Below are 15,967 nucleotides of genomic sequence, written 5' to 3'. Positions count from 1 at the left end.
GGCGCATCCAGCGTTTCCGCTCGCAAGCGGACCATGTGAGTGAGTGTTGAGGAAATGAACAGGCGAGAGTACTTGCATCTCTTGACCGGACTGGCCGGCGCGGCGCTTGCGGGCGAAGCGCGTGCGCAAGCCGCTGAGCCGAAGGCGATCCCGACGATCGAGCCACCGGATCCAAATCCCAAGGTGCCGTCTTTCAAGCTGCCGCCAAAATCCTGCGACACCCACACCCATATCTTCGGGCCGGCCGCGCGCTATCCCTTTTCACCAAACCGGCCCTACAACACAGCCGATGCGCCGCTGGAAGCATTCCGCAGCGTCCACGAGAAGATCGGCGTCGAGCGCTGCGTGATCGTCAATGCCACCGTGCACGGCACCGACAATCGCGTCGTCACCGACGCGATTGCGCAGAGCGAGGGTGCCTACAAGGGCATCGCCAACGTCAACGACGAGATGTCGGACAAGGAGCTTGCGGCGCTCGACAAGGGCGGCATCTGCGGCTGCCGCTTCGCCTTTCTGAAGCGGCTCGGCGGCGTCGGCGACATGGGCAAGTTCCAGCGCATCGTGCACCGCATCGCCAAGCTCGGCTGGCACATCGACCTTTATCTCGAGCCGGGCACGATCGCCGAATTCGCGCCCATCCTCACCGCGCTGCCGACGCCCTATGTGATCGATCACATGGGTACGGTGCAGGCCGCGAAAGGGCTCGACGATCCCGGCTTTACCGCGCTGCTCGATCTCCAGAAAAAAGACGAAAAATGCTGGGTCAAGATCACGGGCCTTGAGCGCGCCTCTGCGGCCGGCAAGCCATTCCATGACGCGGTGCCGTTCGCGAAGGCGCTGATCGACAATGCGCCGGATCGCGTCATCTGGGGCACCGACTGGCCGCACCCCAACGTCAAGTTCATGCCGAACGACGGCGAGCTCGTCGACCTGATCCCCCTCTATGCGCCAGATGCGAAGGTCCAGCACAAGCTGCTGGTCGACAATCCGGCACGCCTGTTCAAGTTCACCTGATGGCCATGATGTACACACCGACCATTCCGCCACCCGCTCCGAACACGCGCACGCCGAAATTCAAGCTGCCGAAACTCTCTTGCGATGCGCACTGCCACATCTTCGGCCCCGGGGCGAAATATCCCTACGCGCCGGATCGCTCGTACACGCCGCCCGATGCGCCGCTCGCGGATTTCAAGGTGTTGCACGCCAAGCTCGGCGTGGAGCGCGCCGTCATCGTCAATGCCAGCGTGCACGGCACCGACAACACGGTGGCCCTCGACGCGATTGCGCAAAGCAACGGCGCCTATCGCGCAGTGGCCAATATTGACGACACCATCTCCGAACGCGGGCTTCGCGTGCTGCATGAGGGCGGCTTCCGCGGCTGCCGCTTCAATTTCGTGCGACACCTTGGCGGCGTTCCCGACAAGCGCGTATTTGACCGCATCATCGCGATGGTCACGCCGCTCGGCTGGCACATCGATCTGCATTTCGATGCGATCGACCTGCCTGAATACGCCGACATGCTGACTAAGCTGCCGTTGAGCTACACCATCGACCATATGGGGCGGGTGAAGGCGTCCGAAGGGCTCGACCAACTGCCGTTCAAGATTCTGATCGATCTGATGCGGCGCGACGAGAAGTGCTGGGTCAAGATCTGCGGCTCCGAACGCGTGTCCTCGGCCGGCCCGCCATTTACCGACGCCGTGCCGTTCGCGCGAAAAATCGTCGAGACTGCGCCCGACCGCGTCATCTGGGGCACTGACTGGCCGCATCCCAACGTCAAGGCGATGCCGAATGACGGTGACCTCGTCGACCTGATTCCACTGTTCGCACCGGAGCCGGAGTTCCAGCAAAAGATCCTGGTCGATAATCCGGCGCGCCTGTTCGAGTTCGACACATGACGGCGCTTGCGATCGACAAGCCGCGCGGCCGCGCCTGGTGGAAGGAGCTTTGGATCCAGGTGCTCATCGCCATGGTGGCCGGCATCGCGCTTGGGATCGTCAATCCCGAGGCAGGTGCGAAGATGCAGCCGCTCGGCGACGCCTTCATCAAGGCGATCCGGATGCTGATCGCACCGATCATCTTCTGTACGGTCGTGCACGGCATCGCTCACATGGCCGACATGGCACGCGTAGGGCGCGTCGCCGTCAAAGCCATCATCTATTTCGAGATCATGACCACGATCGCGCTGATCATCGGTCTTGTCGCGGTCAATCTGCTCAAGCCCGGCGCCGGCATGAACATCGATCCCGCGACCATCAACGCCAGCGCTGTCGAGCCTTATGTCAAGCAGACCGCCGTGATCGGCTTCGTGCCGTTCCTGATGAACATCGTGCCTGCAACCTTCATTGGCGCCTTTGCCGAGGGCAACATTCTTCAGGTGCTCTTCATCGCCGTGCTGTGCGGCTTTGCGCTGGTGCAACTTGGCGAACGCGCCGCGCCGCTGGTCAATTTGATCGACATCGCCGCCAAGATGGTCTTTGCCGTCGTCGGCTTCGTGATGTGGGCGGCGCCGATCGGTGCATTCGGTGCCATTGCGTTCACGGTCGGCAAGTTCGGCATCGGCTCGCTGGCTTCGCTCGGCAAGCTCCTGGGCGGATTCTATCTCACCTGCGTGATCTTCATCGTTGTGGCGCTCGGCCCTGTCGCGCGGCTCTGCGGCTTCTCGCTGCTCAAGCTGATCCGCTACATCTGGGAAGAGCTGCTGATCTGCATCGCCACGACCTCGTCGGAGACGGTGCTGCCGCGGATGCTGACCAAGCTCGAGAAAGCCGGCTGCGAGAAGAGCGTCGTCGGGCTCGTGATCCCGACCGGCTATTCCTTCAATCTCGACGGCACCTGTCTCTATCTGGCGGCTGCCTCGGTGTTCCTGGCACAGGCGACCAACACGCCGTTCGGGCCTGCCGAGCAGATCGAACTGCTGCTGATCCTGCTCGTGACCTCCAAGGGTGCGGCGGGGATTGCGGGCGCCGCCTTCGTCGTGCTGGCGGCGACGCTGTCGGCCACCGGCAGCATTCCCGTGACGAGCGTCGCACTGGTGCTCGGTATCCATCGCCTGATGTCGCAGGGGCTGACGCCGACCAATCTGATCGGAAACGCGGTGGCGACCATCGCGATTTCCAAATGGGAAGGCGCGCTCGACGCCGAGCGCTTGAAGCGCGTGCTTGACGGCGAGGAACCCGCGACTGCTGCGGCGTGATGAATTGGCTTCCTGCGCGACGCAGGCAGCTTAAGATGCTTACGAATGAGAGAGGGGAGTTCGTCCCATGAAAACAGGTCTCGTGGTTACGGCACATCCGGGCGATTTCGTCTGGCGTGCTGGCGGCGCCATCGCGCTGCATGCGAAGAAGGGCTATCGCATGAAGATCGTCTGCATGTCCTTCGGCGAGCGCGGCGAGAGCCAGTTCGCCTGGAAGGAAAAGGGCGCGACGATGGAGTCGGTCAAAGCCGGCCGCAAGGACGAGGCGGAGCGGGCCGCAAAGCTGCTCGGTGCCGAGATCGAGTTCTTTGACTGCGGAGACTATCCGCTAAAGCTCACCGAGGCTCATTTCGACCGCATGGTCGATATCTACCGCGAGCTCAATCCGAGCTTCGTGCTGACGCACGCGCTGGAAGATCCCTATAATTTCGACCATCCGAACGCCGCGCATTTCGCGCAGGAGACCCGCGTGGTGGCGCAGGCGATGGGCCACAAGCCCGGCGCACAGTACCAATATTCGGCGCCGCCTGTGTTCCTGTTCGAGCCGCACCAGCCCGAGCAGTGCAATTACAAGCCGGACGTGCTGCTCAAGATCGACGAGGTCTGGAAGGAGAAGTACGAGGCGTTCCAGATTCTCGCCGCGCAAAAACATCTCTGGGGCTATTACGAGCGCGTCGCGCTCAACCGCGGCATCCAGGGCAGCCGCAACACCGGCATTCCCATGACCTATGGCGAGGCCTATCAGCGGCTGTTCCCGACGGTCGCGGAGGTGCTGGCATGAAGCCGGTCGTCGTTCGCAACATCAAGCGTGCCGATCCCGCCGGCATGGCGGAATACGGCGTCTCCACCGTGCACGAGGCTTATGGCCGCCTTGGCCTGATGAAGCCGTATTTGCGTCCGGTCTGGGCAGGTGCGTCGATTGCGGGCCCCGCGGTCACCGTGCTGGCGCAGCCCGGCGACAACTGGATGATCCATGTCGCGGTCGAGCAGTGCAAGAAGGGCGACATCCTCGTCGTCGGCTGCACCACCGACAATACTGATGGCATGTTCGGCGAATTGCTCGCGACCTCGCTCCAGGCGCGTGGCGTGCAGGGGCTGATCATCGATGCCGGCTGCCGCGATGTCAAAGCGCTGCACGAGATGAAATTTCCGGTGTGGTCGCGCGCGGTCTCGGCCAAGGGCACGGTCAAGGCCACGCTCGGCTCGGTCAACATTCCCGTCGTCTGCGCCGGCGTCAACGTCGATCCGGGCGACATCGTCGTGGCCGATGACGACGGCGTGGTGGTGGTGCCGAAGCGTTACGCCGCCGAAGTCGCCGAAAAGGCGAAGAAGCGCAATGCGGACGAGGGCGGCAAGCGCAAACGTCTCGGTTCGGGCGAATTGGGCCTCGATATGTACAGCATGCGTGAGGCCCTGGCCAAAGCAGGGCTCGTCTATGTCGACAATCCCGAGGACGTCTAGGCGGGACAAGAGAAGCGGAGCGGGCGGATGGATCGTCTCAAACTGAAAGCCGTGCTCGGCAGTCACCCCCATGTCCAGGCGGTGAAGAGCGGCGAGCTCCGCTCCGACCGCTTCGACCTCGACTTCATCGAATACACGCCGACCAACACGGCGTTCAAGCCGATGGTGCGCGAGCAGGCGTTTGACGTCTGCGAGATGGCGATCGTCACCTATCTGATGGCGAAGGCGCATGGCAAGCCGCTGGTGCTGCTGCCGGCAGCCATGCTCGGCCGCTTCCAACATGCTCATGCGCTGTACAATCCCGCGCATGGAACGCTCGGGCCGAGTGATCTCGAAGGCAAGCGCGTCGGCATCCGCTCCTTCACGACGACCACGGGCGCCTGGATCAGGGGCATCCTCGCCAACGACTATGGCGTGAATCTCGATAAGATCCGTTGGGTGACCTTCGAGGATCCGCACGTCGCCGAATATGTCGACACCACCGAGCGCGCGCCGAAGGACAAGAAGATCTTGCAGATGCTGATCGACGGCGAGCTCGACGCCGTTCTCGGCGAGGCCCCGAACGATCCCAAGCTGAGGCCGCTGTTCCCCGATCCGGCTGCTGAAGCCGCCAAATGGTACGTGCGCCGCGGCGTTGTGCCGGTCAATCATTACGTGGTCGTGACTGAACAGCTTGCGCGGGCGCACCCCGATGTGGTCGCGGGCGTCTATGATCTCCTCAAGCGGAACAAGACCCAGGTGGAGCCGGCCAGTTCGCCCGATATGGTTCCGTTCGGAGTTGAGGCGAACAGAAAGCCGTTGGAGCTGATCGTCGACTACGCATTCCAGCAGGCGCTGATTCCGCGCCGCTATGCGGTTGAAGAGCTCTTCGACGAGACAACGCGAGGATTGAACTGATGGCAGATCCGAAACGATGGCACATCGGGCTGGTCGGCTACGGCGAGGTCGGCAGGATTTTGGCCGAGGATTTGCGCCAGCAGGACATCAAGGTCGTAGCCTTCGACATCAAGCTTGGAGGCGAGCAGGGTGCCGCACTGAAAGAGCACGCTAAGAAATTTGGCGTGGCGCTGGCTGCTTCGCACGCTGAGCTCACCGCGAAGTCAGACTTCATCGTCTCCGCGGTCACAGCCAGCCAGGCTGTGTCGGTCGCAAAAGCCTGTGCGGGTGCACTCAACCAGGGCACCTGGTTCCTTGATTTCAACTCGGCCTCACCGGGTGCCAAGCAGCGCGCCGCGGCGCTGATCGACGGCGCCGGCGGGCGCTACGTCGAGGGCGCGGTGATGACCTCGGTGCCGCCCTATCGCATCAAGGTGCCGCTGCTGCTCGGCGGGCCCGGCGCGAAAGAGCTGGAGCCGCTCCTGAACACGATCGGCTTTGCGGCCAAGGTTGCCAGCGACAAGCTCGGCGTGTCCTCGGCCGTCAAGATGTGCCGCAGCATCATGATCAAGGGCCTCGAGGCCATGGTGATCGAGAGTTTTACCACCGCGCGCGCTTATGGCGTCGAGGATGCCGTGCTGGCATCACTCACGGAGACATTCCCCGCCATCAATTGGGAGAAGCAGGGCGCTTATTTCTTCCAGCGCGTGATCGAGCACGGCCGCCGCCGTGCCGAGGAGGTGCGCGAGGTCGCCGAGACCGTGCGCGAGGCAGGGCTGACGCCGTGGTCGGCGCAGGGCACCGCCGAACGGCAGGCCTGGGTGGCCGATCTCGCCGACGAAGGCCTGTTCGGGGAGAGGGGCACCAAGGAGTTTGCCCGCAGCGCCGATTGGCGCACCGAGGCGGATCGCATTCTGGCGAAGGTCAAGCGTTAGAGCATGATCCGGAAAAGTGTGCAGCGGTTTTCCGAAAAGATCATGCTCAGACAATAACCTGAAGCGCGCGCGCTCAGCTCAGGATCCTGCCGCCGTCGCGATAGTCCGAGATCTCGTCGCGCGCGAGCTCGATCAAGTCGATCAGGCTCTTGGCCTCGCGAACGACGTCTCTGTCCCGCTCGGTGCGAAACTCGGTGAGGATCATGCGAATGCACTTGTCGGCGGTATCGAGTGTCCACAGTGCGCGGGCCATCTCGTCCTGCGTGTGAATGGACGAGATATCAAGGCCAGAGAGGACTTCACCGATGCCGTTCAGTCGCTTGACGGCTGTTTCGGCGGGTGTCTTGGCTCGAATGGACTGGTAATCGATGCTGCTAAATGCGCTGAACATATCCAAACTTCCCCAATTGAACGCGGAGGGTCAGTGCAAGGTCTTAGTAAGATTACCTGACCCTTCCCGCAACGCGTTGGGCTACGGTCCGGGATTCTACCGGACTCAGCCGGCGCCCGGATCAGCGGTAATATCGGACGGACTTTAGCCCTACGGGTTAGCTGCGTTTCCCGACCATCTTACCGTTCGACGCGACAAGCTTGCCCTCCTTGTACACGGAGCGCGCCTGCGGAACCGCGACGACAGCCTCGGGAACATGGGCGGCGTTCAACGTCACAAAATCGGCCTTGGCGCCGTCGCGCTGGCCGTAGCCCTCGAGTCGCAGCGCCTTGGCGCCGGCTTCGGTGACGACATCGAACGCCACGCGCAGTTCTTCATCGATGTTGAAGCCCGAGCGATAGCCGAGCGTCGTCGCCCGGCGCAGCATGTCGCCGTCGCCATAAGGCCACCAGGAATCACGAATGTTGTCATTGCCGCTGAACACGGTCACGCCGGCGTTGCGCAGCGCCAGGATCGGCGGGAAGGGCCGCGCGCCCGGCGCATTGGTCATGATCGCGACGCCGGAACGGGCAAGGATTTCGGCGATCTTCTTGAGATGATCTGCGGAGATGTCGCCAAGTCCGTAGGCGTGGCTGATGGCGACATGGCCTTCCATGCCGAGCGCGCGCGTGCGGGCCGCAATCTGCTCGATCTCGAACGCGCCAAGCGTGCCCATGTCGTGCAGGTGAATGTCGACGTCGACACCATGCTTGCCGGCCACGCCGAACACGACGTCGAGATGTTTCTCGACATCGCGATCAAAACTCGCGGGATCGAGCCCTCCGACCAGATCGGCACCGAGCCCGATGGCTTCATCCAGCAATTGTGGCGTGCCCGGGCTCATCAGGATGCCGCTCTGGGGAAAGGCGACGAGCTGGATGTCGATCAGGCCCCTGTACTCCTCACGCACGCGCAGGATCGTCTCGAGCGATTTCAGGCCGACCGAGCCGTCGACCATGACATGGCTGCGCATCTGCGTGGTGCCATGCCCGATGCAGAGATCGAGCTGGTTGCGGGCGCGCACATCCATCGGTGCGGCCTCGGCGATGTTCTGGGCCTGGAAGGCCACGCGCTCATGCACGTCGAAGCCGTCAGTGCAGGGCTTGTGCGGGCGCCAGGCATCGCCATAGAAGCTTGTGTCGAGATGGATGTGGCCCTCGACGAAGCCGGGAACGACCAGGGCATTGTCGAGGTCAACCGTCTCGTCGCCCGTGGGTGGCTGGTCAGCAGGCATGATCGCGGCGATACGGCCGTCCTTGACCGCGATGTGATGTCGCGATCCGCCGTCGAAGCGGGCGTTGAGGAATATCTTGTCGTAAGCCATCCGGTTGTTCCGTTGGTTCAGGTCTGCGGCTTGAACAGCGTCGGCTGCGGCCGCTCAAAGGTCTGCCGGCCGCTCTTGAAGCCCATCACGATATCCGGCAGCTCGGCGATGGCAAAGCGGCTGTCCTTTGTGTCGAGCACGACGAGATCGGCGGGCTTTCCGACCGCGATGCCGTAGTCCCTCAGGTTCATCAGCCGCGCCGGTAGCTCGGTGACGAGATCGAGGCAGGTGTCGAAGTCGCCGACGGAGGCGTGCGCGACATTGGCGTAGAAGTTCGCCATCCGCATCAGCGAGGCATCGCCAAATGGCGTGAAGGGATTGAGCACGTTGTTGGTGGCGACCGAGCACACGATGCCGTCGCCCGCGAGCTTGTGCGCGAGCGTCAGCCCGCGCGGCGCGTTGTGGGTGGCCTCGCGCCCCATCAGATAGAGATCCGTCGCGGGCAGCACAGTGACGGCGACGCCGGCTTTCGCCAGTTGAGCGGTGGCTGCCTTCAGCCGCTCCGGCGGCAAGGCGGAGAGCTTTGTGGCGTGGCCGATCGCGACGCGACCCTGATAGTTGCGCTGTTCGGTCTGCCGGCAGACTTCGTCCAGATGCCACCAGGACGGATCGAGATCGAAGTCGAGATGAAGATCGACGTCGACGTCGAATTCTTGCGCGAGATCGAAGATGCGCGCGAGATGCGCGTTCGGGTCGGTGTCGGTATAGGGGCAGCCACCGATCGCCTCGCCGCCGTCCCGCAGCGCCTGCACCAGCAGTTCCTCAGCTCCGGGATCGTTGGTCAGGCCTTCCTGCGGGAAGACGCAAAGCGAGAGGTCGAGGGCCCAGGCATAGTCGCGCTTCAGCGCCTTCACCGCTTCGAAGCTGCGCAAGCCGATGCGCGGATCGATCTCGACATGGGTGCGCATGCGGGTCGTGCCGTGCACGATGGCGCGCTCGATCACCCTGGCGCCACGCGCATAGACGTCCTCGGCGCTGAAGTCGCGCTTCATCGCCGAGACGGCGCGGATGGCATCGCCGAGCGAGCCGTGGATGTGTCCACAACGCTCGAGCAGGCAGGCCTTGTCGAGATGGATGTGGGTATCGACGAAGCCGGGCAGGGCCAGCCGTCCCCCGACATCGATCTCGATCGCCTCGCAGGCAAGTTTTGGCTCAATCGCAGCGATCCGGCCGCCCTTCACGCCGATATCGACGGGCGTGGCGGATGATCGCAACAGGGCGTTGCGGAAGATCAGGTCGAAGGCGGTCTGGGTGGTCATGCAATGAATCTTCGGAGGCGAGTTATAGCAGTGGGCGAGGCTTCAGGTCGGCAGCAATGTAGCGGGGGATCTGGTCAAAATATATGCGTGCTTTCCCCGACCTGGACGGTAGTATTTCGCGAATTTGTCCGGGAGATACCGCCATGTCCGTAGCCGTGAAAAGCGAAAAAGCGCCGTCGTCGGACGCCGAGATCGTGGAGGCCTATCTCACGGCCTCAATGATTCCCGATCCCGATGCCGCGGCAGCCTACATGAAGCCGGGCACGGTGATCACCTTTACCGGCGGCCGCGAGTTCGACCACCCTCGCGGGCCAACCGGCTTCAACGCCAAACGTTATCGCTGGGTCAAGAAGAAGATGGACCGCTTCGACGTCTGCCCCGGCGCGGACGAGACCGTGGTCTACAGCGTCGGCACGCTCTATGGCGAGTGGATGGACGGCACGCCGTTCAAAGGCAACCGCTACGTCGATCGCTTCGTCGTCAGAGGCGGGCAGATCGTCAAGATGGATGTCTGGAACGACAGCGCCGAGCGCATCCTGGTGCAGCGGGGCATCGACGCGTAAGGGCAGACTGGTTCGAGCAGCACGTCTCCGGCCAATAGAGCAGCGCTAAAGATGACGCCCGCCTTCGGACAAGGCGGGCGCTGGTAAAAGTTCGAGTTTGAGCGTTGCAAGTGTGAGCGCTGAACGGCGATTACTGGAGCGCCTCAAGTTTGGTGTTCTTGCCGTCGACCACCTTGAACACGACGTAACGCGGCTGCATCTGCCCGTTTGGCAAGAACTGAACGTCGCCGAACACGGTGCCCTTGACGGCCTTGCCGCGGATCGCTTCCGCCACGGTCTTACGGTCGAGCGACTTGGTCGATTCAACGGCCTGTGCCCACACCTGCACGGCCGCGGCGCCCAGTGCTGCGCTCTTGTCGGGATTGATGCCATAGGCCTTGTTGTAGGCGGCCACGAACGAGGTGCTCTCCGGCATGATGGTGAACGGGGGCAGGTCAGGGAAGAAGATGTCGGCCGAGATCACTCCGTTATTGGCGTCGCCGGCCACCCTAAATACCGTGGTCAGCATAATGCCGACAGCTCCGACGAAGGTCGATTTGATGTCGGCCTGGCGGTATTGCTCGACCATCGCCGGCAGGCCCGACGAGTTCGACGAGTTGGTGACGATGATGGCGTCGGCATTGGCGCCTTTCAGGTTCGTGAGCTGCACGCGAAAATCGGTGTCCTTGAATGCGAACTTCTCGGTCATGACGACTTCGCCGGAAAAGTTCAGCTTCTTGAACTCGGCTTCGACCGCGGTCTGGAAGCCGTTGCCGTAGACGTCGTTCTGGGTCAGGAAGGCAACCTTCTTCGCTTTCATCGTCTCGACGACGTATTTGGCGATGATGCCGGCATCAAAGCCATTCGAGCTGTTGATACGCAGCGCGTAAGGGTTGGTTTCGCCGCTGAGGATCAGGTCCGATTTCGAGACCGCCGTGATGTCCAGGACGCCGCCGCGGGCGAGGATCGGCTGCATGGCGAGCGTGACCGGCGAGTTCCAGCCTTCGATGACGACATCCGCCTTCTCGGCGATCATCTCGTTGGCTCGGCTGACGCCGACCGCGGGTGTGCTCTCGTCGTCCTTGGAGATCAGCGTCAGCTTGCGGCCGAGCAATCCGCCCTTGTCGTTGATCTGCTGGACCATGAGCTTGACGGCATTGGTGACGGTCTGGCCATCCGGACCGGCGCCACCGCTGAGCGGAAAGATCGTTCCGACTTTGATGTCCTGTGCCATCGCCGGAACTGATGCGAGACCCAATAGCAGGGCGAGTGCCAGTTTTGTCTTGTTCATGTGCTTTACTCCCAATGTTGTCTTTAAGTCGTTTTCTTGGTGATACGGCGATACAAACCCACCAGCCCTGCGGGCCAGAAGATCAGGACCAGGGCCAGCACCGAGCCCAGCACGATTTTGTTCCAGTCACCGCCAAGCGAAAACAGGTTTTGCTGGACGATCAGAAGAGCGGTGCCGATCAACGGTCCGAGCAGGATGCGGCGGCCCACCAGCACGATGGCGGTGAGCATCATCACCAGGAAATAGGACTCGAACATATCGGGTCCGACATAGGCGCGCTGATAGGCGTATAGCCAGCCCGCAAGGCCGGTGATCGGGGCTGAAATCACGAAGACAGCGAGCCGGATCCGGCGCGGGTCGACACCAAGGCTCGCGGCGAGTGCTGGGTTCATCTGCACCATCAATGCGGTTGTGCCGAGCCGGGAGCGGCGGAAGCGCGCAATGAAGGCAAGAGTCAGCAAGAGTAGTGCGAATGCAATCGGCCACAAATCTTCCTGCAGCGCTCCGGAGAACGTGGTGACGAGCAAGGGCAGTTTCAGCGGAGGAATTCCGACGATTCCGTCGGAGCCGCCGACGGTGTCCCAATTGAAGGCGATCTCGTAGGCGACCACGGCGGCCGCATAAGTCACGAGCGAGAACACAAACTCGCGGGTTCGCAAAGTGACGGCGCCGAGGAACGCCGCGGCGGCAAGGCAGAGCACAAGCGTCGCGGCCGCTGTCGCCCAGCCGTTGAGGCCATATTTGACCGAGAGGTTCGCAGCGGTATAGCCCCCGATCGCCCAGAACACGGTGTGGCCAAGGCTGACCTCGCCGAGATAGGACAGCACGATATCAGCGCCGTAGCACATCACGGCAAAGATCGCGATCGTGGTCAGCGTCGAATAGGCGACAGATGTGCCGCCAAGGAGACGCGGAAGCATGAAGCCGATAACGACGAAGGCGGCGACCGCCGCGATGCGGAGAAGTGGGATCGAGCTCGATTGCCGGGATTCGATCACAGTCATTTGGTCGCGAGCCCCGCAGGACGGATCACCAGCAACGCCAGCAGAAGCGCAAAGGCCGCCGCCGTGGTGTAGGCTTGCGCGACGAACGCGCCGAAGAAGGCTGTGAACAGGCCGAGCCCGAGGCCAGCGACGAGCGCACCTCCGATCGAGCCGATGCCACCGAGCACGACCACGACGAAGGTCATGATGACCTCATTGAAGCCCATGCTGGTCAGGATTGGCGAGCGAGGCGCAACCAGCGCCGCGCCGAGCGCGACCACCGAGCATTCGAACACGAAGACCAGCAGATAGACGGTTTTGGCGTTGATCCCGAACAGTTCTGCGAGCTTCGGGTCCTCCGCGACGGCACGAATGACTGAGCCGAAGCGCGTGCGTTGCGTGAACAGCCACACGGCGCCGTAGAGGGCGAGCGTGACGACCAGCACCAGCACGTCCTGCCAGGTAAACCAGAGCGGACCGATATCGACTTTGGCCCTCGCCAGAGTGCCAGGCAATGTCTGTGGATTGCCGCCGAAGACCAGGGCGCTGCCGCCCTGGAGGACGTAGCCGAGGCCCAGGGTCACGATCATCAGGCTGGTCAGGTTCTGCGTCATGACCAGGCGCATCATTGCGATTTGCATCAGCAGGCCGACGGCGCCCAGCACGACGATGGCTGCGATGATCGCCAGCGGATAGGGCAGGCCGACCCTGGTGATGGCGTACCAGGTGACGAATGCGCCGAGCATGTAGAGCTGACCATGTGCAAAATTCACCAGACGGGCAACCCCGAGCAGGATGGTCCAGCCGAGCGCGATGCAGGCATAGCCCGAGCCGAGCACGATCCCGTTGATGATCTGCTGCGCGATGTTCACCTCAGTGCTCCATCCGCGATGGTACCGAGATAGGCCTCGATGATGCGATGGTCTGCTGCCATGACATCGGTCGGGCCTTCGCCGATAATCCGACCGCGTTCGAGCAGGTAGAGATGATCGACCACCTTGAGCGCCGCCTTCACATTTTGCTCGACGAGCAGCACCGGCAGGCCGTGATCGACGAGCAGGCGAATTCGAGACAGGAGATCGGTGATCAGCCGGGGCGCGAGGCCGGCGGAAGGCTCGTCAAGCATCAGCACGCGAGGGCCGGAGAGCAGGGCGCGTCCGACCGCGAGCATCTGGCGTTCGCCGCCGGAGAGGGCTGCGCCCTTGTGAGAGCGACGTTCGGCGAGCCTGGGAAAGAAGTCGAAGACCTCCGGGACTTTGAAGGTATGCCGGCCCGTCGTGTCTGCCGGTGGACGCACCAGCGCCAGGTTCTCATCGACGGTCAATTCCGCGAAGATGTTCTTGCCTTCGGGCACCAGCGTGAGGCCACGAGCGACCCGTTCGTGGGCGGCGAGCTTTTCGATGTTGCGTCCCTCGAGCAGAACGGTGCCGGTGACGATGGCGCGGCCGCGCGACCAGCCTGCGAGCGCATTGACGAGGGTGGTCTTGCCGGCACCATTGGCGCCGACGAGGCCGACCATTCGGCCAGCGGCGACGCCGATATTGACGCCCGACACCGCAACATTGCCGGCGTAGCGAACCGAGAGATTATTGCTTTGCAGCACGGCGCTCATTCGTCGCGCCCCAGATAGGCTTCGCGCACCCGGACGTCGCGTTGGATGTCTGCCGGCGTTCCCGTTGCAAGCATCGCTCCCTGGTCGATCATGACGATGCGATCGGCAATCGACATGATGAGGTCCATGTGATGTTCGATGACGACCAAGGCGAGGGCACGCTTGCGCAGGCCAATCAGCACGTCGGCGAGCTTCTTCATGTCGCCGCCGCTCAATCCCGCGGCCGGTTCATCCAGCAGGAGCACCTTTGCACCGGTCCCATAGGCCAGCGCGACCGACAAAAGTCGTTGCACACCGTAGGGAATGTCTCCCGGGAGCTGGTCATGGTACTGCCGGGCGATCCCGAAAAAATCAAGCAGCTGTGCGGCCGCTGTCTCGGCCGCACGGCGAGAGGCGGCCTCGCGCCAGGGGGCGAACAGGGACGTTGCCAGATTGGCAGAGAAGTCGCGGAAGATAGCCGAGACTGCGTTCTGCAGGACCGTCAGCTCGCCGAAGAACGAGTTCTGCTGAAAGGTGCGACGCAGGCCGCGGCTGGCCAGATCGAATGTCCTGAGGGCCGAGACATCGTGATTGTCGAGGAAGGTGCGGCCGCGATGGGTAACGGCGTTGGTGACCGCGGCGAAGCAGCTGCTCTTGCCGGCGCCATTCGGGCCAATAATGCCGAGGATCTCGTCGCTATGAACTGACCAGCTCACGTCGCGCAATGCGACGAGAGCGCCATACTGCACGGTCAGTCCTTCGACGCGCAGGACTTCGCTCGCGTCGCGACGCGTTTCCCCGGAACTTGCCACGCGGCCGTTCATCCTTTGTTTTCCCGGTCGCACTTCCAACGATCGGTACTTTTTTGGCGCGGCAGCTCACACGGCAAATGATTTTGGATCAAATCGCAAGAGACAGGCGGCCTCGCGGGTGAAGGTATTGCGCGCGGGATGTGAAAACTTGTGCTGACTGGTTGTCGGCCGGGCGTGTTCATGCCGCGACGCACTCGACCTTGGCTGCGCTGCATGATCTTTCCTCTCGCCGCGGTACATACAAAAGCGCGATAGCTGTTAGACGGAACCTCGTCTGGCGATCGGGTCGGCCGTGGGCTATGACCTTCCGTGTTGTGCACTGGCGCAGCAGATGACCCCTTGAGGAGCCCTCCAATGCGTTTTCCGATCGTTCTCCTGGCCGTCACATGTCTTGCGGGCGCGGCTTCAGCCGAAGATCTGTCGGGCACGCTCCAGAAGGTGAAGGAAACGAAGAAGATCACGCTCGGCTATCAGGAGGCGTCCGTGCCCTTCAGCTATCTGGACGGAAACCAGAAGCCGGTCGGCTTTGCCATGGATATCTGCCTCAAAATCGTCGACGCCGTGAAGAAGCAGCTCGGCATGCCCGACATCGCCGTCGACTATCTCGCTGTGACTTCGTCGAACCGCATTCCCCTGATGGTCAACGGCACGCTCGACCTGCATTGCTCGGCGACCACCAACAATGCCGACCGCCAGAAACAGGTCGCCTTCACCAACACGCATTTCCTCAGCGCGACGCGATTTGCGGCCAAGAAGGCCGCGAAGATCAACACCATCGACGATCTCAAGGGCAAGGCCGTGACCGCGGTGGCAGGCTCGGTCAACCTGAACCAGCTCGCCAAGGTCAATACCGAGCGCAATCTCGGCATCAAAATAATGCCGGCCGTGGATCAGGCTGAAGCGTTCCTGCTGCTTGAGACCGACCGCGCGCAGGCCTACGCACTCGACGACGTTCAGCTTGCGGTCGTCATTGCGCGCTCGAAGGAGCCGGCCCTGTTCATGATCAGCGAAGAGACGTTTTCGAAGGCCGAGCCTTTCGGAATCATGTTGCGGCGGGAGGACGCGCCGTTCCAGGCGCTGGCCGATCGCGCCACGGCCGAGCTTTACGCAAGCCCGGAGATCGAGGTGCTCTACAGGAAATGGCTGGAATCACCGACGCCGCCGAACGGGCTCAACTATAATGTCCCGATGTCGCCGGCCTTGCGCAACGCCTTCAAGAAGCCGAGCTCGAGCTTCGACCCTGATGTCTATGTCGTGAACTGAGGCG

The 15,967-nt window shown here is 62.6% G+C and carries 17 protein-coding genes; 9 read left to right on the top strand and 8 right to left on the bottom strand.

The genetic code is table 11. The features are described 5' to 3' along the window. The first annotated feature begins 54 nt into the window (after positions 1-54). The 7 genes from UP06_RS04305 (at position 55) to UP06_RS04275 (ending at position 6,468) form a co-directional block, all read left to right on the top strand. Positions 55-1,014, top strand: coding sequence for an amidohydrolase family protein (locus UP06_RS04305; RefSeq protein WP_045000790.1), 960 nt, complete (start codon positions 55-57; stop codon positions 1,012-1,014). Continuing rightward, a complete protein-coding gene (locus UP06_RS04300; protein WP_045000788.1) occupies positions 1,014-1,898 on the top strand; it encodes an amidohydrolase family protein in 885 nt (294 codons plus the stop codon). Before UP06_RS04305 ends, UP06_RS04300 begins: the two co-directional genes overlap by 1 nt. Beyond that, positions 1,895-3,196, top strand: coding sequence for a C4-dicarboxylate transporter DctA (gene dctA, locus UP06_RS04295; RefSeq protein ID WP_045000786.1), 1,302 nt, complete (start codon positions 1,895-1,897; stop codon positions 3,194-3,196). Before UP06_RS04300 ends, dctA begins: the two co-directional genes overlap by 4 nt. 67 nt (positions 3,197-3,263) lie before the next feature. Then, a complete protein-coding gene (locus tag UP06_RS04290) occupies positions 3,264-3,977 on the top strand; it encodes a PIG-L deacetylase family protein (protein WP_045000784.1) in 714 nt (237 codons plus the stop codon). After that, positions 3,974-4,657, top strand: coding sequence for a 4-carboxy-4-hydroxy-2-oxoadipate aldolase/oxaloacetate decarboxylase (locus UP06_RS04285; RefSeq protein ID WP_045000782.1), 684 nt, complete (start codon positions 3,974-3,976; stop codon positions 4,655-4,657). The genes UP06_RS04290 and UP06_RS04285 overlap by 4 nt, the downstream gene beginning before the upstream one ends. 27 nt (positions 4,658-4,684) lie before the next feature. Further along, entirely contained in the window at positions 4,685-5,554 is an 870-nt protein-coding gene (locus UP06_RS04280; protein WP_045000780.1) for a substrate-binding domain-containing protein, read from the top strand. Then, complete coding sequence (locus tag UP06_RS04275; protein ID WP_045000778.1) at positions 5,554-6,468, top strand: DUF1932 domain-containing protein; 915 nt, start codon at positions 5,554-5,556, stop codon at positions 6,466-6,468. Before UP06_RS04280 ends, UP06_RS04275 begins: the two co-directional genes overlap by 1 nt. A 73-nt stretch (positions 6,469-6,541) precedes the next feature. Here UP06_RS04275 and UP06_RS04270 read toward each other — a convergent pair whose 3' ends face one another. From UP06_RS04270 to UP06_RS04260, 3 genes are all read right to left on the bottom strand, one after another. After that, a complete protein-coding gene (locus tag UP06_RS04270; RefSeq protein WP_045000776.1) occupies positions 6,542-6,859 on the bottom strand; it encodes a hypothetical protein in 318 nt (105 codons plus the stop codon). A gap of 157 nt (positions 6,860-7,016) precedes the next feature. Then, entirely contained in the window at positions 7,017-8,222 is a 1,206-nt protein-coding gene (locus UP06_RS04265; RefSeq protein ID WP_045000774.1) for an amidohydrolase family protein, read from the bottom strand. A 17-nt stretch (positions 8,223-8,239) separates the two neighbouring features. Next, on the bottom strand, positions 8,240-9,481 hold the full coding sequence (locus UP06_RS04260; RefSeq protein WP_045000772.1) for an amidohydrolase family protein: 1,242 nt from the start codon (positions 9,479-9,481) through the stop codon (positions 8,240-8,242). 143 nt (positions 9,482-9,624) lie between these two features. Between UP06_RS04260 and UP06_RS04255 the strand changes: the two genes are divergently transcribed. Beyond that, positions 9,625-10,044: a nuclear transport factor 2-like protein gene (locus tag UP06_RS04255; RefSeq protein WP_045000770.1), complete on the top strand. Its 420-nt coding sequence runs from the start codon at positions 9,625-9,627 to the stop codon at positions 10,042-10,044. Between the two features lie 130 nt (positions 10,045-10,174). Here UP06_RS04255 and UP06_RS04250 read toward each other — a convergent pair whose 3' ends face one another. The 5 genes from UP06_RS04250 to UP06_RS04230 are packed head-to-tail and all read right to left on the bottom strand — an operon-like array spanning position 10,175 to position 14,712. Continuing rightward, positions 10,175-11,314: an ABC transporter substrate-binding protein gene (locus UP06_RS04250; RefSeq protein WP_045000768.1), complete on the bottom strand. Its 1,140-nt coding sequence runs from the start codon at positions 11,312-11,314 to the stop codon at positions 10,175-10,177. Between the two features lie 23 nt (positions 11,315-11,337). Beyond that, complete coding sequence (locus UP06_RS04245; protein ID WP_045000766.1) at positions 11,338-12,318, bottom strand: branched-chain amino acid ABC transporter permease; 981 nt, start codon at positions 12,316-12,318, stop codon at positions 11,338-11,340. Next, positions 12,315-13,169: a branched-chain amino acid ABC transporter permease gene (locus UP06_RS04240; RefSeq protein ID WP_045000764.1), complete on the bottom strand. Its 855-nt coding sequence runs from the start codon at positions 13,167-13,169 to the stop codon at positions 12,315-12,317. The genes UP06_RS04245 and UP06_RS04240 overlap by 4 nt, the downstream gene beginning before the upstream one ends. Beyond that, on the bottom strand, positions 13,166-13,909 hold the full coding sequence (locus UP06_RS04235) for an ABC transporter ATP-binding protein (RefSeq protein ID WP_045000762.1): 744 nt from the start codon (positions 13,907-13,909) through the stop codon (positions 13,166-13,168). The genes UP06_RS04240 and UP06_RS04235 overlap by 4 nt, the downstream gene beginning before the upstream one ends. Further along, positions 13,906-14,712, bottom strand: coding sequence for an ABC transporter ATP-binding protein (locus UP06_RS04230; protein ID WP_045000760.1), 807 nt, complete (start codon positions 14,710-14,712; stop codon positions 13,906-13,908). Before UP06_RS04230 ends, UP06_RS04235 begins: the two co-directional genes overlap by 4 nt. Before the next feature lie 342 nt (positions 14,713-15,054). Between UP06_RS04230 and UP06_RS04225 the strand changes: the two genes are divergently transcribed. After that, a complete protein-coding gene (locus tag UP06_RS04225; RefSeq protein ID WP_045000758.1) occupies positions 15,055-15,963 on the top strand; it encodes an amino acid ABC transporter substrate-binding protein in 909 nt (302 codons plus the stop codon). Positions 15,964-15,967: the final 4 nt, after the last annotated feature.

It is taken from the genome of Bradyrhizobium sp. LTSP857 (assembly GCF_000938285.1).
In the GTDB taxonomy this organism is placed as follows: domain Bacteria; phylum Pseudomonadota; class Alphaproteobacteria; order Rhizobiales; family Xanthobacteraceae; genus Bradyrhizobium.
Note: the sequence above shows the minus strand (reverse complement) of the source record. Positions and strands in the feature narration are given on the sequence as shown.